Here is a 25997-nt window from a genome sequence, read left to right as displayed (position 1 = left end):
TATATTTTTATAACTATTTATTGACAGAAGATTAAATTCTTTATTAATGCTTTCATCAATTTTCCTTTCAATATTTGAAGCGTAGCTACTTAAATGACTTTCTTTTATATAATTTTCAGTTCTGTCATCTATTTTTAAATACTTATAAACTTCAGGAGTAGACACTTCAATTAGTTTTAACACCTTATGTTTCACCATAGGGTCCGTAACCATACTTGAATTAATAGAGTAGATTCGTATAAAGGAGTAAGCTATAAACCTCTTATCGTTTTGATTTAAATCATTATTAAATAGGTCGGTATAACTAGCATTTTTCTCTTCAGTTTTGTTTATAAAAGAAATCACTAATGAAGACAACTTACTTAAAAACTCTGTTGAATTTTTAAATGATTTAGCATTGATAATTAACTTATCTATTTCTAAAATACTTACTCCTAACATAACTGATTAATTAAATTATTAAATTTGCCTTATTCAAAAACCTCCCGCAAACAACTCTGCATCAACCGCTCACTTTGTTCTTGACTTTGTTTTACTTCCTGCTCCAACGCATCACATAAACCCATTAAAGCATTTACATTTTGGACAATGGCTTTTTGTTCTCGGAATGGAGGTAATGGAAATAACATTTTATGAAGAGATTGACCCGTCAAATGTTGTATCCCAGCTCCTGTAAAATATTGCTCTATTGATCGATTGCTATCAAGTAACCATAAATATGAAACAAATAAATTTGGATCGATAAGCTCATCAATAAATCTTACTCTATGAAGAGCTTTTTGAATCATGATTGGGTAATCTTTATCCCAAATAGAAGCTCTTCCTGGATAGCCACCTTCACAAATAAGCACATCTCCTTTCTTAGCTGAAAACTTTTCAAATTCATTTTCTTCAAATTTCATTTCTTTAACATCATTCATATCAATTGAAAACCAGCGGACATTTTGATTTCTTAAATATGGCTTGTAAGTACCAGTATTTTTATTTCTATCTAACATTTTACCAAGTGAATGAATCGAGACTTCTCCAATTCTACACCAAACCCATCCATCAGGCAATTCATAAGGAATTTCGTCTTTAGTAATTACAGGTAATGCTTTTTCCTTTTTTATCTTTTTGTCCTTTATAAGTTGTGCTTTCTCCATTTGGATGCGCTTTAATAAGATGCTGGCATCTTCTCTCTCAGGATTATTTACTCGCCAGTGTGCGGTGAGTTTTCCTTGAACAGCCAGTTGCAAAACCGTTTCCCGTAACTTTTTAATGTTTTTGGTTTCATTAAAGAAGCTTTTAAAATGTTCTTGTAAATACGCCCATTCTTGGTTTGCATTATTGGTAGTGAGTTGCTGTAAGGCAGAGGTAACAAAATCTTCTTTTAAAGAAATGCGTTCGAGGGTCAATTTCTCTAATTGCTCAACTTCTTTAAAAAGAATTTCTACGACGCGGACGATTTCTTTTTGTTCCTCTAAGGGAGGAAGTGGTATTTTAAAACCCTTAATATCAGACATTGAAATATTATCATTTGTCGAATTTTTAGCTTCTTCAATAACATCTTGAATTAATTTGGTTGGGATAACACAATTAATATAAGCTTCATAAATAGGCATGAATATTTTGATTGTTGCCACTCGTTGGTTGACAACCATAATTTCTGGAACTTCATTGACAAATAAACTTTTGCCAACGGTTCCGCCAGTCATAGCAATTAATATGTTTTTGTCTTCCAAAACATAGGATTCTAAATCATTTGTATATAAATGCCTGACTATCTTATGATTTTTAAAACCATTTTCATCAAAATCAGATATGCGAATTACTCTTGCTCCATCATCAATATAGTTTGCGCTTTTAAATGCGAAACCACCATTAATGGAACTCAGTTCGGCTAATTTATACCAACTCCAACTTTCTGGTATTACATAAGGAACTTCACCCTTACTTATTGATGATAAAGATTTTTCAACTTTTATCCTTTTATCCTTAATAAGTTGAGCCTTTTCTTTTTCAACTTTTTTCAGCAATTCTGAAACAGGTTCAATATCAATATTGTTTTTTCTCCAATTTGAAGTCAATTTGCCCTGTATGGCTAATTGTAGAATCAAGCCTTTAATCTCTTGTGCGTTTTTAGGGTGAAGCGTTAAGTCCTTAAAATGTTGTAGTAGTTGCATCCTATTTTAAAGCTTCAGTTAATACATTAATAATCTCGTCTTGAATGGATGAAATCTTCTTCTCGGTGGCTTCAAATTTTGCCAATAATTCTTCTGGGCTTGCTAAATCGTCTGCTTCTTGGTGTGGGTTTTTTATATCAAGATTAAAGTTCCGCTTCTTTATGTCATCAATAGATACTTTCCAAGCGTTTTCATTCTCCTCTCGATTATCCCACCACGCTTTTTCTAAATCAAACTCTTTAATATGAATAGGTTTACCTTTATTATAGCTTTTTACACCTTCTGGATAAGGATGTTCAAAATACCAAATATCTTTAGTTGGGGTTCCCTTTTCAAAAAACAATAAATTGGTTTTAATACTGGTATAAGGGTTAAATACGCCATTTGGTAAACGCACAATGGTATGCAGGTTACAACGCTCTAATAACTCTTCTTTTAAACGTGTTTTCATGCCTTCGCCAAACAAGGTGCCATCGGGTAAAACAATGGCGCAACGTCCGTTGTTTTTTAGCAACTTAATAATTAAGGCTAAGAATAAATCGGCAGTTTCTTTAGTTCTAAACTTTTGAGGGAAGTTGGTTTCGGTACCATCTTCTTCCACCCCGCCAAACGGTGGATTGGTAACAATAATATCCAACTTATCTTTTGCGCCCCAATCGGCATAAGGTTTGCTCAGTAAATTATCGCGTCGTACCGCTGGCAAATCAAAGCCATTCAGCATCAAATTGGTGGTACACAGTAAATGCGGTAATGGCTTTTTTTCAACCCCTCGTATCGAGTTTTGCATGATCTCTCTATCTTTAGGCGTCTTTACTTGCTCACGGATATGGTCAATGGTGCAAGTTAAAAAACCGCCTGTTCCGCATGCAGGATCAAGAACACTTTCACCCAATTGTGGGTTGATCATATCTACCATAAATTGCGTAACGGCTCTTGGGGTGTAATATTCCCCTGATGATCCTGCCGATTGCAATTCTTTTAAAATGGTTTCGTAAATATCATTAAATAAGTGACGCTCGGTTGTGCTATTAAAATCAATCTGATCAATAACATTAATGACCTGACGGAAGAGCGTCCCGTTTTTCATATAGTTATAGGTATCATCAAACACCGAGCGGATGATATGAGCTTGCGGACTTATAGTTATATCTAAATCTTTAAGTGCCGGGAATAATTTATTATCTATAAAATCCATCAAAGCATCACCAGTTAGACCTTCATCATCTGCTGCCCAGTTTTGCCATTTTAGATTTTCAGGAATTGGCGACTCATAATTGTCTAAAGTGATTTCCCATTCTTCTTCTTTGTCGGCAAATATTTTCATAAATAGCATCCATACCATTTGTGAGATGCGTTGTGCATCGCCATCGACTCCTGTATCCTTACGCATGATGTCGCGTATGCCTTTTATGTTTGTTGTTATGTTACTCATTAGGTTTTTTAAAATCTTTGATTAATATATTGTGCGGCCTCTGTAATATCAATTTCCTGTGAAGAGTTGCCACTTCTTACATAGAATTTTTTAGACTTATTTCCGTTTTTATCGGTAACTTCAGTATATAATGGTCTTAAACCTTGTTTAATATCACAAACGCAAATTTCTACCTCATTAACTTCCGGAAAAGAGACTGTTAAATTGTTTGTGGCAAATTCAATTCCGTACGCGTGATTCACTAAATTTCTTAAATGCAACTCAAATTCATCTTTGGTGCCACTCGTCAGCGTTTTAAGGTCATTTTCTAGACCTATGACTTCCAATTCGTCCGTTATTCCCATGACCAATGTACCTCCTTGACCATTAGAAAATGCAGCCAAGGTTTTTAGAACCACTTCTTCAAGTTTTTTGTTCACCTTATTTTCCCGCATGTCATAACGCAAAGTGGTTTTAAATTCCACTTGACTGTTTTCTCCCGACAAAATCATTTCGACAATATCCATGTCAAGTGATGCATAGTTTGTTTCAGTGATGTTATTTAGGAATTCATTAAGTTCTTTAGCCAAAAGGATTCTTCGTTTTTCTAAAAACAATTCAAAATTCTCCATTTTCCACAACTCTTTATCTTGTGGAATACATTGTTTCTCCAAAGCGTCTGGAAATTCTATTGAAGTATCTTCTAAATAACCTTCAGCGAGATGATTGCTTTTCTTTCGATTTGCAAGTTGTGTTAATATGGCTCTATTTGTAATTTCCTGTGCAAGACTATATTTAACTCTATTGTTTCTATTATATCCTTCCAGCTTTAATAGCGAGTATGGAAAAATATGATCCCATTCGAGTTCGTATTTTTTACCCATATTTTTACGAATATTGATGCCTGTTGTGAAACAAATAGCACCTTTACTTTTAAAATAAAAATTCATTAATCCCCAAAGTGCATGGCTTATACCAACACCAACAAATTCGTCCTTACTTATTTCCAAAGGACGTTCTGCTGCAATAATGCTTAACAATTTATCAAATGGATTTTCATCTTTGGCTACAATGCCTATGTCTTTATCTAGTTTCTGCTGTAACTGACTAACATAACGTTGACGAATTTGAGAATAATAAAACCATTTTATTACTTTCTTAATTTCTAATTGAGATAATTTTTTTGGACCCTTATTATATGCGTAAACTATAATTGGTACAAACGCATATACGGAGTTCACTTCTTTGGTATGGTCAATATATGCTTGACTTTTTAATACATTAAAAACATAATCCAAAACATCTTCATCCAATCGTTTCCATGCTGCCTTTATATGTTCCTTATTATCTTGACTGTGCAACTTGTCTAATTTAGAACCCATATTATGCAAAATTCCCAATAATACATAGACAATAAAGTCAAGCTTAAAGACAAAACCATGCTTTTCTAATTCGACCAGCTTCTTTTTAAACAAATCTCTAGCTTCAGGCCAATAACCTGATATTTGAGCTAAAGCCAATTCGGCGTCAGTTAAATTAACACCACTTGCATTCACAATATAAAATATATCTATTGCCTCTTTTAATGAAGCTTTTGGTGGTATAATTTGTTCTTGAAAATCACGATCCTTAATTTTTTCTATCGCTCTAAAATTATCATCTATAAGATCAGATTTTTCTCTTTCCACTCTTTCTCCATCCAATTTCAATTCTAATTTCTGAATGACATCACGATAACGTATTTTTGCTTGAAAAATATCAGTAATGTTAACCCATAACGGATCATTTTCCATCACTGTAATTTTATAATATTCAAGTGCAAGCGTTTCAACATTAACATATAGGTTTCTAATGTCAACCAAGATCTCATGTTTTTTATAATAGGGTGGAATATTTCCAGTCATCAACATATACAACGTGGTAATGCGCTGTTGCCCATCCAATATCAATTTAACAGCTCCTTGACGTTCATCATACTTATGCGAACCTTTTAATTCTGGAGGATAATTGGTTTCCCATGTTAACATTGTGCCAGTGGGATAATCCTGGATTAAAGAAGACACTAAATCTTTCGCGTGTTGTCTTTTCCAAACATATTCTCTCTGAAATGCAGGAACGAATAGTTGTCGTTCATCAATTTTATCTAGAATTTGGGATATTTTCATATTTAAGCGGTTATGTGATATATTTCGTTTTCTAATTCTTTTAGAGCTTTTTCAAAATCTTTATTTTTCCCGAATGCTCTTACCAATTCTACAGGAGAACCCATGTCAGTCAATGGTTTCACTTTTAGTACAGAACCTTGTTCAATGGAATAAATACCTTCTTGCGCATATTTATCTAATAAACTATTTAAAACTGTTTGTGCCGTTTCAGTGTATTTAACAAAGTAATTGCGCTTCCGTACATTATTGGCACGTTCCTGTCGCGTTAAAGCAGGTTGGTCAAATGCAATGTGACAGATTAAATCAAAGTCATCTAAATCCTGCCCGACTTCATCGCGAAGTGCTTCTAAGAAGATCCCATGCTCTGCCAGTTCTTTTATGAGTTCTTCCTTCTTGTCAGCTTCGCTCCACCTTAGGATGAAATCGTCAAGAGTTGAAAATTCTTTTTCAATATTTGCTTTGGAATAATCCTTTAAGGATTCTGTTATTAATTTCCCATCCTTACCGTAATATTGCACGCGCTCATTCACAACTGAAACAGGCACTTGATTAACGTAATATTTCCTAATTTCAGTAGGACCATCATCAATATCGATATTTGGACCATCTGTAAATTCAGGCCAGGGATCAGATAATACTGTTTCTGGTGCAGTTGGATCGTTAGGCTCTGTTTCATCAGGAGGAACAACTGGTCCATCTAATGGTGGCTCATAAATTTGTACTGGATCTCCATCAAAATCGGGCCTCGCAAAAATATTGGTGGCTTTTCTGAAATCCATAATCGTAAAATACACTTTCCCTTCAGCCTCCCTAATCCGTGTTCCTCTACCTATGATTTGCTTAAACTCGGTTACCGATTGTATGTTCGATTCTAATACAATAAACTTTACCATTTTAGTATCGATTCCTGTAGTTAGCATTTTTGAAGTAGTAGCAATTACTGGAAACCGTTCTTCTACATCAGTAAAATTGTCAAGCTCTTGTTTACCGACGTCATCATCTCCTGTTATTTTAACACAGTAATTCCAATGCTTAGCCACCAAATCTGCATTCTCATTAATAAGTGCTTGTCGCATTCTATTGGCATGATCAATATCTGTACAAAACACAATCGTTTTGGCATACCGATCTGTTGCTTTTAAATACTCTGTGATTTTTTTGGCAATAACTTCGGTGCGTTCGTCAATAGCTAAAGTCCGATCGTAATCTTTGAGGTTATAAATACGGTCTTCTATTTCATGTCCATATTTATCACGTAAACCAACTGTTGGCCGCCATCCGTCATCCACACTGGTCGTAATTCTGACCACTTTATAAGGTGCTAAGAAACCATCTTCAATGCCTTGTTTTAACGAATAGGTATAAACAGGTTCCCCAAAATATTCCATATTGGAAACATCTTTAGTTTCCTTTGGAGTAGCTGTAAGTCCGATTTGAGTTGCCGAATTAAAATACGTCAACACATCTCGCCACGCCGAAGCTTCTGACGCACTTCCTCTATGACACTCATCAATCACTATCAAATCAAAGAAATCTGGACTGAACTCCTTGTAAGCGTTTTTCTCTTCGTCAGTACTTGTTAATCCTTGATACAATGCAAAATATATCTGATAGGATTTGTCGATTTTTCTATTCTTGATAATATGCATGATATCATTTCCGAAAGGAGAAAAATCGCCATTTTTAGTTTGGGTCAATAATGCGTTTCTGTCCGCAAGAAACAGGATACGTTTTTTAAGACCTGTCTTCCAGAGACGCCAAATAAAATTAAAAGCTGTGTAAGTTTTACCAGTACCAGTTGCCATGACCAAAATGATACGCTTTTGATCTTTTGCAATGGCTTCAATGGTTCTATTCACCGCATTTTGTTGATAATAACGTGGGGACATGTCACTATCATCCACATAGTAATCTTGCTCGACTATTTCTAAAGCTTGAGGGGTTTCAATGTTTTTATACTTAAGGTATTTCTGCCATAAGGCTTCAGGAGAAGGGAAATCATCTAATTTAATTTCCTTTTCGATGTCACCATCTGTTAGCGTCTTATCATGAAAAACGAAAGAGTCTCCATTTGAGCTGAAGACAAAAGGGATTTGAAGGATATCTGCATATTCCAAAGCCTGTTGCATTCCGGAGCCCACAGGTTTATTATTGTTTTTGGCTTCAACAATTGCAATGGGAACATTAGGCTTGTGGTATAATATATAATCTGCCTTTTTACTTTTTCCGCGCACATACAGTTTACCTTGAACTATTATTCGGCCATCTGTGAAATATACTTCTTCCCTCACTTGAGTTCTCATATTCCATCCCGCTTTCTTAATGGCTGGATTGATAAATTTAGTACAGATATCTCTTTCTGAAAGCTCTTTTTTGTTCATAGCGGTTGGTAACGCATCAAGTTTTTCAGTAATTATAACCGTTAGGGCAATTATAGACCAATCAACAAGTCGCTTAAGACGTTCAATATAGGAAGATTATTTATAAAAAAGAATGCTTCCTATCGCTGTACTTAAATAATCTGGCATATTACGACAATAAAATTCTATTAAAAGAAAGTTCTCCGCTAACATAATAAGCGCTTGCACATTCACTTATTCGATCGAGTATCCGTATATACTTGTATTGATAAAATCAAAATTGAGGAGAATATGGAATATACTAAAGTGTTGCTCACACCGTAAAAACACATAATATAATAGCTAAAAAAAAGGAAAAAAAGTATTGTGTTTGGAAGCAGAACTGTTTAATGAACTCTTGTTGTCACCCAAAATAGCTCATCACTAAAAGCACCACCCCAACAACACCTATTACTAAACTCAAAATAAAAACCACCACCGCCCAATTAGGATAAATCTTGGCCTCCTTTATTTTATTGTCAAAGTGGTTTTGAAACCGCTCCATCGCTTTAATATTGGAGATCATCTGTTCTTGATGGGATTGGATAAGCATTTTATATTCCGAAAGATCCATCTTGATTTTTGTATCTCTTAACTGGGCGTTGATTTTCTCCAGTTTTTCTACGGCACTTTTAAAGTCATTGATCTCATTGACCAATAAAGCGGTAAGTTCTTCAAGTTTTGTCATGATCCATGTATTTAATAAGAGAGTCCATGTTGAATTGTTTTTTTGATAATGAATTTGGTCAGCTTTAAAGCTAATTGTGGCGCTAGACCCACTGTTTTGCCTGCGAGCTTCACGCCCACCATATTATTCTTTAAAATCTTTGCACCTTCCAGGCTCCCCATTTGTTTGCCTATATTTCCTATGGACATATTACGATGGACTTCGCTCCCTTTTAAATTATGCCCATCAAACTGAAAACGAAACCCTTGTAAATTGTTCTGATTATTTATCGTAGGAAGAACTTTGACCCCATTGGTTTCCATACCCTTTATATAGGCATCAAAGGATTTGGGCTTAAATTGATTCATGGTCAGGTCATGTCTGCGCTTGATTTCGGTTCGCAGTTCCTTCAGATTGAATTCTTTTTCAAATTGCACTTGTTTAACGGTGGTCAATTCCATTTGTTCAGCTACTTTTTCTGCTGCCAATTGGCTCCGTTTTCCTATAAAGCTGTCATTGTAAGCCACACCTTTAAAATCAATACGATTGATATACAAATGGATGTGCTTATGTTCTTTGTCCTTATGCACAAAAGCTACGGCCTGACGTTCTCCCAATTTCATTTCGTGCATGAACCGTTTTGATATTTCTTCCAATTTACTCTTGTCCAATTTTTTACCGTCCTCAACCGTTGGACTGATGATAAATGACAGGGTGTTCTTGGTACAATTGCAATTCAGATCCTGGAGCATTTTGAATTCTTTGGTAATTTCTGCTGGGGAATCACCATGCAAAAATTCCTTAAGCACGATCTCGGCATCCTTTTCCTGGTTCCATCCATATGCCATCGAGGCTCTGGTGTGTGATATGCTTTTACCCTTTCCTATCATGATTGAAATTTTTTGAGATGTGTCTTGATTTCATTGGCCAGGGCATATACCGATTCGGTCAGTTTAGGATTTCGTTTTCTGTACATATTCCCGATGGCCTTAAAATTATTATGGTATTTGATCATCATCTTATAAAGTTCGATGTGCTCCTCGCTAAACCGTTCGGTAATGTCCTTATCGAATACGGACCGCCGGATATATTCGCTTAGGCTCAATCCTGAGGCTGCAGCCTTAATGTTTAGAAGCTTCTTTTCATAGATGGAACATCTAAACTTAACCAGATCACTTTTCCCCTTAAACACTCCTTTTTTTTCTTTGCGACCTTCGGGAGCAAACGAGAATGTGGCCACAGACACACATCTCGAATTCCTACCCAGAATAATTCCCATTCCATTGGCATCCCTTTCCAAATCCAATTCCACACTTTCAGAATGTCTGAGTAAATGGGCAGGAATCTTTAGATATTGCTGCTGTTCATTGTTTCGTTCAATTTCATTCTTTTCTCTCATGGCATAAAAATTCGTTTAAATCCTTGTGGTTTTTATAGGCATCACTTTGATCATTTACATGACTATATTTCTTTGTCAAATAAAGTGTTGCATTTTGTCCAGCCGAATCATTGTCCAAATAGAGATCGACAATTTCATAATTGGAAATATGTTTTTCAACATTCTTAATAAATGCAATGGAATTTAAAACCATGACATCTGAAACTTCTATTAAAAGGGCATTCAAAACGGCCAACGATAATAAGTCAAACATCCCTTCCAAGATGATTAGATGTTTGCTGTTTCTTTGGAGATAGGTATAGGATTTTGGGCTGCTGCTATTCTTAAAAATCTTATTCCGCAATTCCCATCCGTTATTGTTATTCTGCAAACCAATAGCGAAAAATTGTTTTCCCTTAAAAGTGTACCAAACTTCACTACAATAAGAATTGGCAATCTGTAATGGAATCGCTCTAAAGTTCAGGTACTGAATCAATGCAGGGTGACTAATGTCCTGTATTTTGGTAATGCTTATTCCTGTTTCATTTTTACTGAAATGTGATTGCTGATGAAAAGAAAAACAAGCCCTATCATCATTTATAAACTCCAAGGCTTCTTTTACAGAACATTTCAAAATCCTACACACCAAATCAATCACATTGCCGCCTACCCCTGCACCATGGTCATACCATTGGTTTTTTATTTTAGAGACTTTAAAAGAGGCTTGGGTTTCTGACCTGAAAGGACTCAGAAACCAAGCTTCTTTTTCCGCTGTTTTTATGGGAAAGTGCCCGAGTTTTGCCAGCGCCTTTTCGATGGGAAAAGCTCGGGCTGTTTCACAGTTTATTTTTCTTTTCATCAGCGTCTTCTTTTATAACTTCATATTTCCCTACCTAGTTACCTATGCCAGTAATCATAAGGCTTATAACAAAAGGTAAGTTCCTTTTTATGTTACCTATCTTACCTATTCTGATTTTTAGGTAAGATTGAGGTAAGTCCTTTTTAAATGATGTTACCTAGACAGACCCAAGTATTCATTGGTTTTTATAACTATTAGGTAAGTAGGTAAGTTATTTTATAGTTTTTTTGGTACTTCCAGTTCCCAAGGGCTGTTTTTAAAAATCGCTTTTGCCAAATAACCGTACACTTGTCTTTGGGGATGTTTGACCTTTTGAAAGTTAAAACCAGAGAGTGCCCTTCCCAGATTGATGTGGTTCAACCGCACGTTGAGACAGGACAAGGCAACCATAACATCTGTAGCAGTCACAAAATCCTCAAGGTCGTCGGAGCATTCGTAATACTTGGCAACCATCTCCTGTTCCGAAGTCAGCTTAGTATACCGTTTGTTGCGCTCTTCATTTTCGTTCACATCTTTTGCGGAGAGTTCAGGATTAAAAGTTTTATCAACGTAAGCGAGATGGTATGCTTGGGTCCATACGTCCTTTATATTTACTTCATTGGAATAGGAGAAATCGATCACGTCCTTCAATTCAAAACAAAGCCATCTGACAGAACCTGTTTCATCATTTAGAAATGAAGACATGTTGGTGGAACCCATAAATGAACAGATTCTTGGCAATGTGGTATTCTTTCGATCGTATGGCAGGCGTTCATTAATAAAAGTCTTGGAGAAAAAGGCTTTCAGAGCGTTGACATCATTTTTTGATAGCACGGCCAATTCATCTAGATTATATAAAAAATTCCGACATAACTGAATCCTGGCATCCTTATCATTACTGATGTCCTCGGCCATATATTCTGCAAGTTCAGGAGGACATAAAAATCGGCACCAGGTAGATTTGCCAGAGCTCTGTCCTTTATGGCTTATGATAAGCGCTTGTTTATTGAAGTAACCCGGTTCCAAGGCACACTTTATGGACCTTACCAACCATTTTTTAAAATGGTAAAGAAAGACCTCAGGTTCATAGATGGGCAAATAGGACGCTAATTTTGAAATATGGTCCACTCCGTTCCATTTGGGCAATGATTTAAAATACTCCTTAATGGGATTGTATTTTTTAATAAGTTCTGACTTTATAAGTATCTCAAGCTTCGCAGGATTTATCTCAATGCCTGCTTTGTTCAATTCGATGATCAAAGAATTCAAATTGATATAATTCCATTCCTTATTTCCCTTTAATGATATCTGAAAATCGTGTGAGATCTCATTATAAAATATGTCATATTTACCATATAAATAGTCGATCGCATAATCAAAAATTGTTTTCTTCTTGGGATCTTTAACAATATATAATTGCTGTTTATTTGTTTCCATAGACGTTGGCTTTAGTGAATAAGAATTAGCACATGTTGCTGATCAAATACGCTTATTCCTTAAGGAATAGGCCAATGCCTCACTTTCTATATCGTATTGCGATTTTCGCTTGTTTTGAAGTAACCATTCCACAAGTTTACGCTTCTCAAAAAAGAGCATTTTACCGTTGGGTTTGGAGTGTGGAATCTTCCCTGAAGACGTGAGCTTATAAAGATAGCTTCGGGATATGCCTGTATAATCACAGGCCTCGTTAAAGGTCAGAACCTCTTTGTGGCCGACCAATAATTTTTCTAAACGATCAAATCGTTCCAATATTAATAGATTGTCCATTTTTAATTGTTTTAAATGATTAAAATGAACAAAAGCGCTTTTGTTTTCCCTTATGGGATGATAGAAATAAAAGTATAAAAAGAGGCTAATGAAAGAAGAAATAATTGCACGAAGTTATACACAACAACTTATAAACAAACAGATTAAACCAAATGAAACCAAATTATTTCATGAAAATTTAATTTAATTCTTAATACCAACATATGACATTAAATGATGACTAATAAAATAATGAGAAAACAGCCTATTGAGGTGTTATTTTGAGTTATTAACAATTATAATTGAGGGTTTTAAAAATTTTTAGGTTTTAAAACGCAGATATTCTAATAAAGAGACATTTCACACAGTCAAAAAACATATATCTAAAGTATTATTAATGCCATTTGTCAAAACGTTTCATAACAGTCTCATTAGCTATAAAATTGCTTTTGTCTGCTTGATCTAAACCTGTTTTGATTTCTTCTTGTTCTTCTTTAGACATCTCAAACCACCAGTCAATTTGTTCCTCGTCAAAAACCTCTTTAAGCTTTGATAGGAGATGTTCATTTTGCGTCTGTAACAAAATTTGAATGAGTTCTAATTTGGTGGCTTCAATGCTCATTATGTGGACTTTTAAAAACACTAAGATAATTTATTGTTTTCTATTATGTAAATCGCATCAGCGATATATTAATTGTCATTTATTAAGTTTATGACAACTATTGAAAAAAATTTAGCAAGTTCGGCAAACGTTCATAAAAATATATTTCCATTCAACTTTTCCCAACTTGATAGATTCAAAATGCAGATATTCTAATCAAGGGACAAATTCAAGACCGGAATACTATTAGCCGCTTCCTTCATTTTTGTATCGATTATTTTGGCATAAATCTGTGTGGTTCTTATTTCTCGATGGCCAAGACGTTTGGACACCGTATAAATATCCGCGCCATTCTCTAATAACAGGACAGCATTTGTATGTCTTGCACTATGAAAGGTAATGTGCTTCGATACTCCAGCACGATTGCACCATCGCACTATTTCGTTATTATAAATTACCGAATATTTTAAACCTACAAAAACACGATCATTTGGTGCGCAACGTTCGCCCAACAATTCACGTGCTTGGTTTGAGATGTAAAGATATTCTACCCCGTCAGTTTTCTTTTGTCTAAAGTTAACTCGACTGATACCATCTTCATCACGCACCTCCGACCAAGTCATAGCATTAATATCTGACCATCTTAAACCTGATAGACAGGAAAAAAGAAAAGCACATTTCAAAACTTCATATTTACAGTCGGTATTAGCTAAGGTCTGCAACTCTTGAAAAGTTAGATATTCGCGTTGACTTTCTGCTTGCTCAAAGGACTTAACTTTTGTAGCATAATTAAGTGCTAAATAGCCTTCGTCAAAAGCAGCTCTTAAAGCCGCTTTAAATTTATTGAAATAGGAATATTTAGAATTGAGTGATAAGGGTAAATCGCTTTTTGTACGAGCTTCTTTATCGATGTATTTCCGAACTCGGTTAACAAAAGCTTCATCAATATCGTCAAAAGTTGTGTTTGGAGGAATACAACGCTCAAAGTGCATCAGTGCGGCCGTCCAATTACCATAGTTTTTTGGGCTATCATAGCGCTCTTCTGCTTTTTCTCGAAAGAAGTCAAAAAAGCGTCTTATACCTTTGGTGGTCGTTTTGAGGTCAAACTTGCCTTGATAGTATTCTGCTTCCCTAATGGCAAGAATCTTTTTGGCTAATTCCATAGATTCTTTGTTCTCTTTTCTCTCAATGGCATTCTTAGGGTTACCATGTAAATTCATTTTCAAATTTTCATAGTCCCGAATGTGTTTTCTTTTGCCGTCTGGAGATATCTCCGATCCTTTGTAGTACTCTATTAGCAAGCTAATTTTCCCACTTGGCAGTTTCCGTTCTTTTAGTGTTATTTTCATTATGTGATACGTTTGTACTACATAATTTAAAAATGTAGTACATATGTGGTACCAAAAGTAATAATAAAAGAAATAGAAAGAAAAACTTTAACACTATAACTAACTGTATATCAAGCAAAAGAAGAGAATAAACAAGCATCGGAAACCAGTTCTATTTGCCGATGCAAAAATTAGCAAAAATATTCCCCAACAAATCGTCATTTGTAATCTCACCCGTGATTTCTCCAAAATGGTAGAGCGCTTGCCTGATATCAATCGCTAATAAATCGCCTGAAAGCTCTGAATCTAATCCATACTTTACTTTTTGCATTTCTTCGAAGGCTTTCAAGAGCGCATCGTAATGCCTTGTGTTGGTCACGATAGTTTCATTGTTTCTGAGGGCTCCTGTATTGATAAGATTCAGCAAGGTATCGGTCAACTGTTCTACTCCAAATCCTGTTTTAGCCGCAATAGGAATGAGGTGTGCCGTGTGAGGTGTTATCGCCTTGGTCAAATTAGCAAGTTCAATATCTGAAATTTGATCGATTTTATTAAGTACAACCAGCACTTGTTTTTGGGGGAATTTATTCTTTATTTTTTCAATTTCAACTGTAAACGATTGAACAGCATTGTTTCCAGCGGTTAATTGAACACTGCTAACCAGAAACATGACCACTTGTGCCTGTTCAATTTTTTCAAAGGTTTTCTTGATGCCTATACTTTCAACAACATCTTCCGTTTCACGGATTCCTGCAGTATCAATAAACCTAAAAGCCATCCCTCCTATCACCATTTCGTCTTCAATGGTATCCCTAGTGGTTCCTGCTATTTCAGAAACTATGGCGCGCTCTTCATTCAATAACGCATTTAATAAGGTCGATTTTCCCACATTGGGCTCCCCCACAATCGCAACCGGAATGCCGTTTTTAATAACATTTCCAACGGCAAAAGAATCAATTAAACGTTTCAAAACGTTCACAATCCTGTTGACCAATTTATAAAACTCATCTCTGTTTGCAAATTCCACATCTTCTTCAGCAAAATCGAGCTCCAATTCAATCAAACTGGCAAAATTCATTAATTCATTACGTAAATTCTTAATCTCATTGCTAAAACCACCACGCATCTGCTGCATTGCAATCTTGTGGGAGGATTCACTATCACTCGCTATCAAATCGGCTACGGCTTCGGCCTGACTCAAATCTAACTTACCATTCAAAAATGCTCTCAATGTGAATTCCCCAGCATCCGCCATTCTGCACCCATTCTTAAGAAATAATTGAATAATTTCTTGTTGAATATACAAACTGCCATGGCATGAAATCTCAATGACGTTTTCGCCTGTATAAGAATGCGGATCCTTGAAAATGGTCACCAAAACCTCATCAATCACCCGGGGTTCATCTACAATATGTCCCAAATGCACAGTATGCGATTTTTGCTCAGATAAAACCTTACCAGAAACCGATTTAAAAAATTTTGAGCCCGTAGCAATGGCCTCTTTTCCTGAAAGCCGTATGACGGCAATAGCACCGCTTCCTGAGGGTGTTGCCAGTGCTACTATGGTATCATTTGAAATCATGATCTGTGATTTTATGGCAAAATATTTTAAAATGCCGTTTAACAGAAATAAAGCAATTTTATTAGATTCTAGATATAGGGGGAAAAATCAACAATCATCTGATGCCTAATAATTCGACCCTATTAAAGCTTGCCCATTTTATGCATTACAAACAGCACAATGATGGGAATTGCCAACAAACCGACCATCAATAAATCAGTTTTAAAAAGCGATGGCATAAGGATCAAGGTGGCCACATACCCTCCAATGGCACCACCAAAATGGGCATCATGGCCAATATTACCAATTTGTTTTTTCATCCCATAGATGGAATAAAGCAAATACAAAATCCCAAAAACGTAGGCAGGAATTGGCAACGGAATAAACAAAATTCCCAATTGCATTGATGGCTCCAACAAAATAGCAGCATACAATACGCCAGTAACAGCACCACTCGCGCCTACTGCACTATAGTGGAATTCTTCTTTATGAAAATAGAGTGACAATAAGTTTCCTAAAATCAAACTTGCCACATAAATTATCAAAAAGTAAAGTGTTCCTAAATGGTAGATGACCACTGGTGCAAAAAAGTATAGTGTAAACATATTGAAGAACAGGTGCGCCATGTCCACATGCAAAAATCCTGAACTGAAAATCCTAATTTGTTCCCCACGTCTTATCCCGCCAACGTTGAATTTGTAGCGTTCAAAAAAACCATAATCCTTAAAGCCCTTGTAAGAAATAATGGCATTTGCCGCAATTACGATAATGGTTACCAAATCTAAATTACCCATAAACTCCAAACGTATTAATTATTTTTAAACATATATTTGCAGCTGCAAATCTAATATTAAAAAATGCAATTTCTCATTTACATCTTGGTTTATCCGCTTATTTGGTTGATTTCAATGTTACCTTTTCGGCTGCTTTACGCTTTTTCTGATGGACTTTATCTTATTATCTTTAAACTTGTTGGTTACCGGAAAAAAGTGGTTCAAGATAATTTGAGATTGGTGTTCCCTGATAAACCAGAAGCTGAAATAAACACGATTACCGAGAAGTTTTACCACCATTTTTGTGATATGATGGTTGAAGCGATTAAATCTTTGACCATCTCCGAAGAATCGATGAAAGAGCGATTTACCTTTACAAATGTTGAGCTTATCAATGATCTTGAAAAACAAAATAGAAGTATCGTCTTGATGTGTGGCCACTACGGCAGTTGGGAGTGGATTTTCATTCTTCAAAAGTACGTTTCGCATAAAGGCTACGCCGTTTACAGCCGTTTAGGCAACAAGTATTTTGATGATTTAGTAAAACGGATTCGTGCTAAATACAACAGTGGCTTAATAACCACTAAAGAAACCATTCCTACACTGACGGAAGCTAAACAAAATGGCGAGCTGACGATAAATGGTTTTGTGTCAGATCAAACGCCGCGTGTTTCGAGAGCATTCCATTGGAATGAATTTATGGGGATCAAAGTCCCAATCCACACAGGTGCGGAAATGTTGGCAAAACGATTGGACATGTCCGTAGTGTTCTTTAGAGTGAAACGTTTGAAGCGTGGCTTTTACGAAACTACATTTGAAACGCTTGCGGTAAATCCGAACGAGTATCCAGATTATGAAATTACCGATATTTTCACAAAAAAATTAGAACAACAAATTTACGAGGCGCCACAATATTATTTATGGACGCATAGACGCTGGAAGCATAGAAACGCTGTGCCGGAAAAGTTTCTGTAAAAATAGATTTTAGATCGCTTCGCTGATGGATTTTAGATTATAGACTTGCCCATCAATTTTGAATAACTTGCCTTTCCAATTGAATGCTATATAAAAAGTAGTTTTCTCGCAGAGGCGCAGAGGCGCTAAGTCTTAATGGATAGATATACCTGTAAGAATCTTTATCCGAAAGCTTCTAGGAGCTCCAAAAGACGAGTGTTTCATTTAAAATTCCAAAAGATAAATACCAAATTCCAATTAGAATCTGTGTAATTTTTTTCTTTAAAATCAATTGATTTTTCTCGCAGAGACGCAGAGGCGCTAAGTTCTAAGAACTAGTAAATCCGTGAAAATTCGTGAAATTCGTGTCAAAATTTTTAGAAACTAAATCAAGATGCACTAAAGTAATATTTCAAAAAAATTGGGCTGAATAAACAACTATCAAATTCCAATCAGAATGTGTGTAATTGTTAACTTTTAAATCATTTGATTTTTCTCGCAGAGACGCAGAAGCGCTAAGTCTTAATGGATAGATGTACCTGTAAGAATCGTTATCTGAAAGCTTCTGGGAGCTCTAAGGGACCAGTGTTTCATTTAAAATTCCAAAAGATAAATACCAAATTCCAATTAGAATCTGTCTAATTTTTATCTTTAAAATCATTTGATTTTCTCGCAGAGGCGCAGAGGCGCTAAGTCTTAATGGATAGATATACCTGTAAGAATCTTTATCCGAAAGCTTCTGGGAGCTCCAAAAGACGAGTGTTTCATTTAAAATTCCAAAAAATAAATACCAAATTCCAGTTAGAATCTGTGTAATTTTTTTCTTTAAAATCTTTTGATTTTTCTCGCAGAGACGCAGAAGCGCTAAGTTCTAACCTATTGATTTATTTTTAAGGATTTGTGACGCCGAGGCTTCAGTGGGTGTCAAAAATAATAGAGAACCTTCGAACAAATAATTCGGAAAATTACAGCTCAAACCAATCATTCACCGGAATTGCATGTTTATCTTCAACTAAAGCCGATTTATGTATAAACTCATTAGTCGCGCGAACATACTGATAATCCGTTGCCCATTCCTTATGGTGTTTAGCGAGTTTTTTTAAACTTTCGCATACATAGACCGTTTCTTCCGTGGTAGTTGTAGGATGGATGGACATCCGTATCCAACCTGGTTTGCGTGTCAATTCTCCTAAAGAAATTTCATTCGTCAATTGATGGGACGTTTCAATATCTACATGCAATAGAAAATGCCCATAGGTACCTGCACAGCTACAGCCACCACGTGTTTGGATACCAAAACGATCATTCAAAAGCTTTACTCCCAAATTAAAATGTAAGTCATCAATATAAAATGAAATGACGCCTAATCGATTTTGATGCTGGCCTGCAAGAATAGTAAGGTTTTCAATGTCTTTTAAACTGCTAAAAATATAATCAATAATTTCATGTTCACGATTCAGAATATTATCAACGCCCATTTGCTCTTTGAGCTTAATGGCCAATGCGGTTTTTATGGTTTGCAAAAAGCCTGGTGTACCACCATCTTCACGGTCTTCAATATTATCAATATACTTGTGTTCTCCCCATGGATTGGTCCAACTCACGGTGCCACCACCCGGACTGTCAGGAATCATATTTTTGTAGAGTTTCTTGTTGAAGATCAAAACACCTGATGTTCCCGGACCTCCCAAGAATTTGTGTGGCGAGAAGAAAATAGCATCCAGCGCTTTGTCTTCATCTTCGGGATGCATGTCCATATTTACATAAGGTGCAGAACAGGCGAAATCCACAAAACAGACCCCACCATTTTGGTGCATCACTTTGGCAATGTCATGATAAGGTGTCTGGATTCCTGTCACGTTGGAACCTCCAATAACCGAGGCTATTTTGATTGGTCGTGCCTCATGTTTTTCAAGAAGCGCTTCTAAATTAGCCATACAAAACAATCCATCTTCACCTGGCGGAATTACCTCAACTTTGGCGATTGTCTCCAACCATGACGTTTGGTTAGAATGGTGTTCCATATGCGTTATAAAAACAACTGGTCTCATTTCATCAGGAACTATGGTGTGCTTTTGAAGATTTTCTGGAACTTTTAATCCCAAAATTCTCTGAAATTTATTGATAGCCTCTGTCATTCCGCTGCCACAACAAATTAACACATCGTCAGCATTGCTGTTAACATGATCCTTGATAATATGTTTTGCTTTATGATAGGCCTTAGTCATCGCTGTTCCAGAAACCGTAGTTTCCGTATGGGTATTGGCCACATAAGGCCCAAATTCATTCGTCAACTTCTCTTCAATGGGTCTATATAAACGTCCCGATGCGGTCCAATCTGTATAAATGATTCTCTGCTTCCCGTAAGGCGTCATAAACTCCTGATCAATCCCAATAATATGTTGCCTGAACTGTTGAAAGTAATTTTCTAGCTCGGTTGTTTTTGTGTTTGGTGTTGGTGTCGAAATCATTTGAACTAAAATTTCAAGTGTTTTATCCCTCTGAACGGCGGGATGAATTCAATTTTTAATAATCATTAAAAGGTACTAAATATTTGCGACTGCTTTAATTTCAGATATGATCTTATCGGCCAGTTCATCTGCTTCTAATTGTGAAGGCGCTTCGGTATAAATCCTGATAATTGGCTCCGTATTGCTCTTTCTCAAATGGACCCAACTGTTGCTAAAATCGATCTTTACGCCGTCAATTGTAGTCAACTTTTCATTTTGATAACGTGTTTCCATCGCTTTCAAAATACCATCCACATCCATATCAGCTGTTAACTCGATCTTCTTCTTACCCATAAAGTAACTTGGGTAAGAGGCTCTGAGCGCACTTGTAGATATCTTCCTTTCTGCCAACAGGCTCAAAAACAAAGCCACACCAACAAGGGCATCACGGCCGTAATGAGATTCTGGATAGATTATGCCACCATTACCTTCACCACCAATAATGGCATTGTTTTTCTTCATCAGCTCAACCACATTTACCTCTCCTACCGCGCTTGCTTCGTAAGTACCACCGTGTTTTTCAGTAATATCTCTCAAGGCTCTGGTTGAGCTCATATTGCTTACTGTATTCCCCGGAGTTTTGCTCAATACATAATCGGCACAGGCCACTAAAGTATATTCTTCACCAAACATCTCACCTTTTTCATCCATAAATGCTAAGCGATCCACATCAGGGTCTACCACAATGCCCAAATCGGCATCCTCTTTAACTACTGCTGCAGATAAATCGTGCAAATGCTCTTTCAAAGGTTCTGGATTATGTGGGAATTGTCCGTTAGGTTCACAGAATAGTTTTACAGTATGCACGCCCAAACGTTCCAATAATAATGGGATGGCAATACCACCTGTAGAATTGACACCATCTACAACCACTTTAAAATTAGCATCTTCGATGGCTTTTTTATTCACCAAGGGCAATTTTAAAACTTCATCAATATGAATATCTATATACGCCTCATTTTTCGTAATCTCTCCAAGATGGTCTACGTCTGCAAAGATCATTTCTCCGCTTTCAGCAATTTCCAAAATCTTAGCGCCTTCTTCTCCATTTAAAAATTCGCCTTTGGCATTGAGGAGTTTAAGTGCATTCCATTGTTTAGGATTGTGGCTTGCTGTTAAAATAATGCCGCCATCAGCATGTTCCATAGGTACGGCAATCTCAACAGTTGGGGTTGTTGACAAACCGAGATCAATAACATGAATACCCAAACCAACCAACGTATTCATCACTAAATTTTGAATCATTTCACCAGAAATACGCGCATCACGACCCACCACAACTCTGTGCGTCTCTTTATGGCGCTGTTGTTTTAACCATATTCCATAAGCCGATGCAAATTTAACCGCATCAATAGGCGTTAAATTATCTCCAACATGTCCGCCAATGGTGCCTCGTATTCCTGAAATTGATTTGATGAGTGTCATATCTGTTTTTTAAAGTGAAAAGCAAATATACAATTACAAAATCGGAAATCTAAAAAGCAATTCCGTAAATTAGACCGATGAATTTTTTAGCCCACATTTATCTTTCAGGAGACAACCCGTTGATCACTATCGGAAACTTTATGGCAGACGGCATCAAAGGAAGACGCTATGAAAAGCAGCCGAAAGACATTCAAATTGGCATTTTACTCCATCGGGAAATTGACACTTTTACGGATGCCCATCCTACGGTCAGATTAAGTACAAAAAGACTCCATAAAAACTACAGCCATTATAGCGGTGTGATTGTGGATATTTTATACGACCATTTTTTAGCCAAAAATTGGTCGCAGTATTCTAACACACCTTTGGACCTGTATGTTGCTAATTTTTATGACTCGCTAAAAACAAATTTTGAGCTCTTGCCTCTGCGTATTCAGAAGATGATGCCCTATATGATTGCCGACAATTGGCTGTTAAGCTACGCCCAAATTGAAGGGATTCAAAAAGTACTCAATGGCATGAACCACCGTACCAATAACATTTCAGGAATGAATAGCGCTACCAATGAACTTCAGGAGTTTTATGATGATTTTGAGGATGAATTCACCATTTTTTTTGAAGAACTACGTGTCTTTTCAAATAAAAAATTAACAGCATTGCAACACATGTACGCTTTGCAGTAGGTTATCCATACCATATTATTTGTATTTTTAAAACATTTTCAAAACCACCGTTATTATGAGAAATTCCCTTGTCCTTTTTACACTATTTTCCTCACTTTCCATGTTTTCACAAGGCACGCAATTACTGCGGCAACCCACCATTTCTAAAACCGAAGTTGTTTTTATTTATGCGAATGATTTGTGGAAAGCCCCAATTAATGGTGGCACTGCCATAAGATTGACCAGTGGCGAAGGGTATGAATCTGACCCCCATTTTTCTGAGGATGGCAAGATGATTGCTTTTACGGCTGAATACGATGGAAATTCTGATGTGTACATTGTTCCTTCAGAAGGCGGAGAGCCACAGCGCCTCACCTTTCATCCTGATGGCGATTATGTACAAGGGTGGACGCCCGACAGCAAAATCCTCTTTCGTTCAGGGCGCGAAGGAAAACCTACCACACTTTCAAAATTTTACACCGTAACTGCAGAAGGAAGCTTTCCTGAGGCATTAGATATTCCAAGAGCAGCGTATGGTGATATTTCTGCGGATGGAAAATATATAGCCTATACCCCTATCACCTCTTGGGATCCGGAATGGCGCAACTACAGAGGCGGACAAGCAATGCCCATTTGGATTGTGGATTTAAAAACCAAAGATTTGATTACCACGCCTCAACTGGATAAAGAACGGCATTTGTATCCTGTGTGGCAGAACGGACTTGTCTATTATCTGTCAGAACGTGATTATACCAGTAATATTTGGTCCTTTGATCCTAAAAGTAAAACAGAGAAACAAATTACCTTTCATAAAAAATTTGATGTCAAAAGCTTGGATGCCACCAACAATCAAATCGTGTATGAACAAGGAGGCTATTTGCACCTATTGGATATAGAAACTGGAACAACCAAACAGCTGAACATCACTGCAACTGGCGATTTGAATTTTTCAAGACCCCGTTGGGAAGATGTTTCTGCAAATAGTTTAAGCAATCCGCAAATTTCTCCAAAAGGGATGCGTGCTGTTTTTGAGCATCGTGGAGAGATTTTTACGGTACCGAAAGAAAATGGTACGTGGCGCAACCTTACCAATTCTTCTGGAGTGGCAGACCGCAGTCCGATCTGGTCACCAAAAGGAGATAAAATCGCATGGTTTTCTGATGCCACTGGTAACTATAAAATGAAAGTTGCAGACCAAGACGGCAATAATCAAGAAGAGATCACCTTACCCAATGCCACTTTTTACTTTAAACCAGAATGGTCCAATGATGGCAAATACATCGCGTATACAGATACCGATTACAACCTTTGGATTGTCAATCTTGATACCAAAAAGGTCGTAAAAGCCGACACAGATCGTTACGCGCATCCTGATCGTTCCATGAATCCGGTTTGGTCTCCTGACAGTAAATGGATTGCGTATGCCAAACAAAAGGAAAGTCACTTCAAATCCATTTTTGTCTACAATGTCGAAACTAATGAGACCATTCAAATTACGGATGGTATTGCAGACGCGATAAGCCCTGTGTGGGATGCTTCAGGAAAGTATATTTACACTTTGGCGAGTACCAATTACGGATTGACCTCGGGTTGGCTAGATATGAGTTCTTATGATGTGAATGTGACGAGAAGTTTATATGCCATCGTTCTGAACAGTAAAGATAACGCTCCCATTCTTCCAAAAACCGATGAGGAAAATTCTAAAGAGAAGGACGATAAATCAGAAGAGGATAAAAAAGAGGACAAGAATAAAAAGGACGATTCCAAAGACAAAGATAAAACGGCTGATGTGCCAAAAATTATCATTGACCAAGAAAATATCTTTAATCGTGCCGTACCTCTTGAACTTAAAGAAGGCAGTTATGTGGGCTTGATTAAAGGTCCAAAAAATGTTGTTTTTGTAGAGGAAATGATTCCTGATGCTACTGGATTCAAAATTCACAGTTATAGTTTGGAGAAAGGCAAAGCCACAGAATATGCCAAAGACGTTTCAGAAATGGTGGTTTCATCCGATCGTGACAATGCGTTGATAAAACAAAACAACAGTTGGAGCATTACCAGCACCACAACACCTCCAAAAGATGATGAAAAGCTCAAAATGGATTTGAAGGTAAAAGTTGATCCTAAAGCTGAATATCAGCAAATCTTTAAAGAAGGGTGGCGCTATATGCGCGATTTTTTATATGTTGACAATGTTCATGGAGCACCATGGGACGAGGTTTATAAATGGTATGCGCCGTGGATTGACCATGTGCGCCATAGAACAGACTTGAACTACGTGGTGGACATTATGAGCGGTGAAGTTTCCATTGGCCATTCTTATGTTTCTGGAGGCGATATGCCAGACATTGATCGCGTTCCTGTCGGTTTATTGGGCTCTGATTTTGAATGGACAAAGGATGGTTACCGTATCAGCAAAATATACAATGGCGAACGTTGGAATCCTGGTACCTATTCACCTTTAGGCTTACCAGGAATTCAGGTGAATGAAGGCGATTACATCGTTTCCATCAATGGGAAAACGGTATCTCCGAAAGAGAATATCTACCGTCTGTTGGAGCAAACTGCCAATAGAGAAATCACCATTGAAGTGAACAGTAAACCATCGCTTATAGGAGCCAAATCGTTTTTGGTAAAGCCAGTTTCTAATGAACGCAGCTTACGGTATATGGATTGGGTAGAAAGTAATCGTAAAAAAGTAGATGAACTCTCCAACGGCAAATTAGCTTATGTGTATGTGCCAAATACAAGCCAAGACGGATTTAAATCTTTCAACAGATACTACTTTTCCCAACAGGATAAAAAAGGGGTAATTATTGATGAGCGCAACAACGGTGGCGGTTCAGCGGCAGATTATATGATTGACATCATGTCTCGTGAGCTGTTTGGATATTTTAATAGTAAGACCAACGATAACAGACCGTGGACCACACCAATGGCGGGAATTTGGGGACCAAAAGTGATGCTTATCAATGAGCGTGCAGGTTCTGGCGGAGATTTGCTGCCTTATATGTTTAAAGAAAAAAATATCGGACCGCTGATTGGCACCAGAACTTGGGGCGGATTGGTAGGCACTTGGGACACACCTCCTTTTATAGATGGTGGCCGCATGGTGGCGCCTCGTGGTGGATTTTATGATGTGAATGGCGAATGGGCTGTGGAAGGTGAAGGCGTTGCGCCAGACATTGAAGTGATTCAGGAACCAAAGTTGAGCATGAACGGCAATGATCCGCAATTGGAGCGCGCCGTTAAAGAAGCCATGAAATTGTTGGAGACCCAAGAATTTAAAATGAAGCCAGAACCAAAAGCACCGGTACGTTGGAAACGTCCGGAAGGGTATAAGAATGAGAATTAGGATTGGGTTATTTCGCCTTATTTCGCAGAGTTAAACACACACAGAGATTCACAGAGTAA

20 protein-coding genes are annotated in these 25997 nt (G+C 36.9%); 3 read left to right on the top strand and 17 right to left on the bottom strand.

The window, feature by feature from the left end; genetic code table 11:
- The 15 genes from A9996_RS08545 to A9996_RS08475 form a co-directional block, all read right to left on the bottom strand.
- Positions 1–441, bottom strand: a 441-nt coding sequence (locus A9996_RS08545; RefSeq protein WP_157487200.1) for a hypothetical protein, incomplete at its 3' end; no start/stop codon positions are given.
- A 29-nt stretch (positions 442–470) separates the two neighbouring features.
- A complete protein-coding gene (locus A9996_RS08540; RefSeq protein WP_066433183.1) occupies positions 471–2165 on the bottom strand; it encodes a restriction endonuclease subunit S in 1695 nt (564 codons plus the stop codon).
- A 1-nt stretch (position 2166) separates the two neighbouring features.
- Positions 2167–3597 (bottom strand): class I SAM-dependent DNA methyltransferase, encoded by a 1431-nt coding sequence (locus A9996_RS08535; protein ID WP_066433182.1) that lies wholly within the window; start codon positions 3595–3597, stop codon positions 2167–2169.
- A gap of 8 nt (positions 3598–3605) precedes the next feature.
- A complete protein-coding gene (locus A9996_RS08530) occupies positions 3606–5741 on the bottom strand; it encodes a GmrSD restriction endonuclease domain-containing protein (RefSeq protein WP_066433181.1) in 2136 nt (711 codons plus the stop codon).
- Between the two features lie 2 nt (positions 5742–5743).
- Positions 5744–8122, bottom strand: a complete 2379-nt coding sequence (hsdR, locus tag A9996_RS08525) for an EcoAI/FtnUII family type I restriction enzme subunit R (RefSeq protein ID WP_066433180.1) — start codon at positions 8120–8122, stop codon at positions 5744–5746.
- 382 nt (positions 8123–8504) lie between these two features.
- The gene (locus tag A9996_RS08520; RefSeq protein WP_066433179.1) at positions 8505–8828 is read right to left on the bottom strand and encodes a DUF6730 family protein; all 324 of its coding nucleotides are present in this window, start codon (positions 8826–8828) and stop codon (positions 8505–8507) included.
- A gap of 11 nt (positions 8829–8839) precedes the next feature.
- Positions 8840–9697: a relaxase/mobilization nuclease domain-containing protein gene (locus tag A9996_RS08515; protein ID WP_066433177.1), complete on the bottom strand. Its 858-nt coding sequence runs from the start codon at positions 9695–9697 to the stop codon at positions 8840–8842.
- The gene (gene mbpA / locus A9996_RS20545; RefSeq protein ID WP_245905326.1) at positions 9694–10206 is read right to left on the bottom strand and encodes a mobilization protein MbpA; all 513 of its coding nucleotides are present in this window, start codon (positions 10204–10206) and stop codon (positions 9694–9696) included. Before mbpA ends, A9996_RS08515 begins: the two co-directional genes overlap by 4 nt.
- Positions 10190–11044 carry a toprim domain-containing protein gene (locus A9996_RS08505; RefSeq protein ID WP_245905325.1) on the bottom strand — a complete coding sequence of 285 codons (855 nt, stop codon included), beginning with the start codon at positions 11042–11044 and terminating at the stop codon, positions 10190–10192. The genes mbpA and A9996_RS08505 overlap by 17 nt, the downstream gene beginning before the upstream one ends.
- 216 nt (positions 11045–11260) lie before the next feature.
- Positions 11261–12460 (bottom strand): virulence-associated E family protein, encoded by a 1200-nt coding sequence (locus A9996_RS08500; protein WP_066433173.1) that lies wholly within the window; start codon positions 12458–12460, stop codon positions 11261–11263.
- Between the two features lie 42 nt (positions 12461–12502).
- Positions 12503–12790, bottom strand: a complete 288-nt coding sequence (locus A9996_RS08495) for a helix-turn-helix domain-containing protein (RefSeq protein ID WP_066433171.1) — start codon at positions 12788–12790, stop codon at positions 12503–12505.
- A gap of 373 nt (positions 12791–13163) precedes the next feature.
- Positions 13164–13391: a hypothetical protein gene (locus A9996_RS08490; protein ID WP_066433169.1), complete on the bottom strand. Its 228-nt coding sequence runs from the start codon at positions 13389–13391 to the stop codon at positions 13164–13166.
- Positions 13392–13582: 191 nt separating this feature from the next.
- Positions 13583–14719 (bottom strand): tyrosine-type recombinase/integrase, encoded by a 1137-nt coding sequence (locus tag A9996_RS08485; RefSeq protein ID WP_066433167.1) that lies wholly within the window; start codon positions 14717–14719, stop codon positions 13583–13585.
- A 151-nt stretch (positions 14720–14870) separates the two neighbouring features.
- A complete protein-coding gene (mnmE, locus tag A9996_RS08480; protein ID WP_066433165.1) occupies positions 14871–16280 on the bottom strand; it encodes a tRNA uridine-5-carboxymethylaminomethyl(34) synthesis GTPase MnmE in 1410 nt (469 codons plus the stop codon).
- A 122-nt stretch (positions 16281–16402) separates the two neighbouring features.
- Complete coding sequence (locus A9996_RS08475; RefSeq protein WP_066433163.1) at positions 16403–17053, bottom strand: rhomboid family intramembrane serine protease; 651 nt, start codon at positions 17051–17053, stop codon at positions 16403–16405.
- A gap of 63 nt (positions 17054–17116) precedes the next feature.
- On the opposite strand from A9996_RS08475, the gene A9996_RS08470 reads away from it, so the two are divergent.
- Positions 17117–18007: a lysophospholipid acyltransferase family protein gene (locus A9996_RS08470; protein WP_066433162.1), complete on the top strand. Its 891-nt coding sequence runs from the start codon at positions 17117–17119 to the stop codon at positions 18005–18007.
- A gap of 944 nt (positions 18008–18951) precedes the next feature.
- Here A9996_RS08470 and A9996_RS08465 read toward each other — a convergent pair.
- Both A9996_RS08465 and glmM read right to left on the bottom strand, forming a co-directional pair.
- A complete protein-coding gene (locus A9996_RS08465; RefSeq protein WP_066433161.1) occupies positions 18952–20457 on the bottom strand; it encodes an aminotransferase class V-fold PLP-dependent enzyme in 1506 nt (501 codons plus the stop codon).
- 75 nt (positions 20458–20532) lie between these two features.
- A complete protein-coding gene (glmM, locus tag A9996_RS08460) occupies positions 20533–21921 on the bottom strand; it encodes a phosphoglucosamine mutase (RefSeq protein WP_066433159.1) in 1389 nt (462 codons plus the stop codon).
- Between the two features lie 77 nt (positions 21922–21998).
- Here glmM and A9996_RS08455 point away from each other — a divergent pair, with 77 nt between their 5' ends.
- Positions 21999–22604, top strand: a complete 606-nt coding sequence (locus tag A9996_RS08455; protein WP_066433158.1) for an acyl carrier protein phosphodiesterase — start codon at positions 21999–22001, stop codon at positions 22602–22604.
- 55 nt (positions 22605–22659) lie between these two features.
- Positions 22660–25938 (top strand): S41 family peptidase, encoded by a 3279-nt coding sequence (locus tag A9996_RS08450; RefSeq protein ID WP_066433156.1) that lies wholly within the window; start codon positions 22660–22662, stop codon positions 25936–25938.
- Positions 25939–25997: the final 59 nt, after the last annotated feature.

The organism is Gelidibacter algens (genome assembly GCF_001678675.1).
Classification (GTDB): Bacteria; Bacteroidota; Bacteroidia; order Flavobacteriales; family Flavobacteriaceae; genus Gelidibacter; species Gelidibacter algens.
The sequence above is the reverse complement of the archived record's forward strand: the minus strand, read 5'-3'. Positions and strand labels throughout refer to the sequence as shown.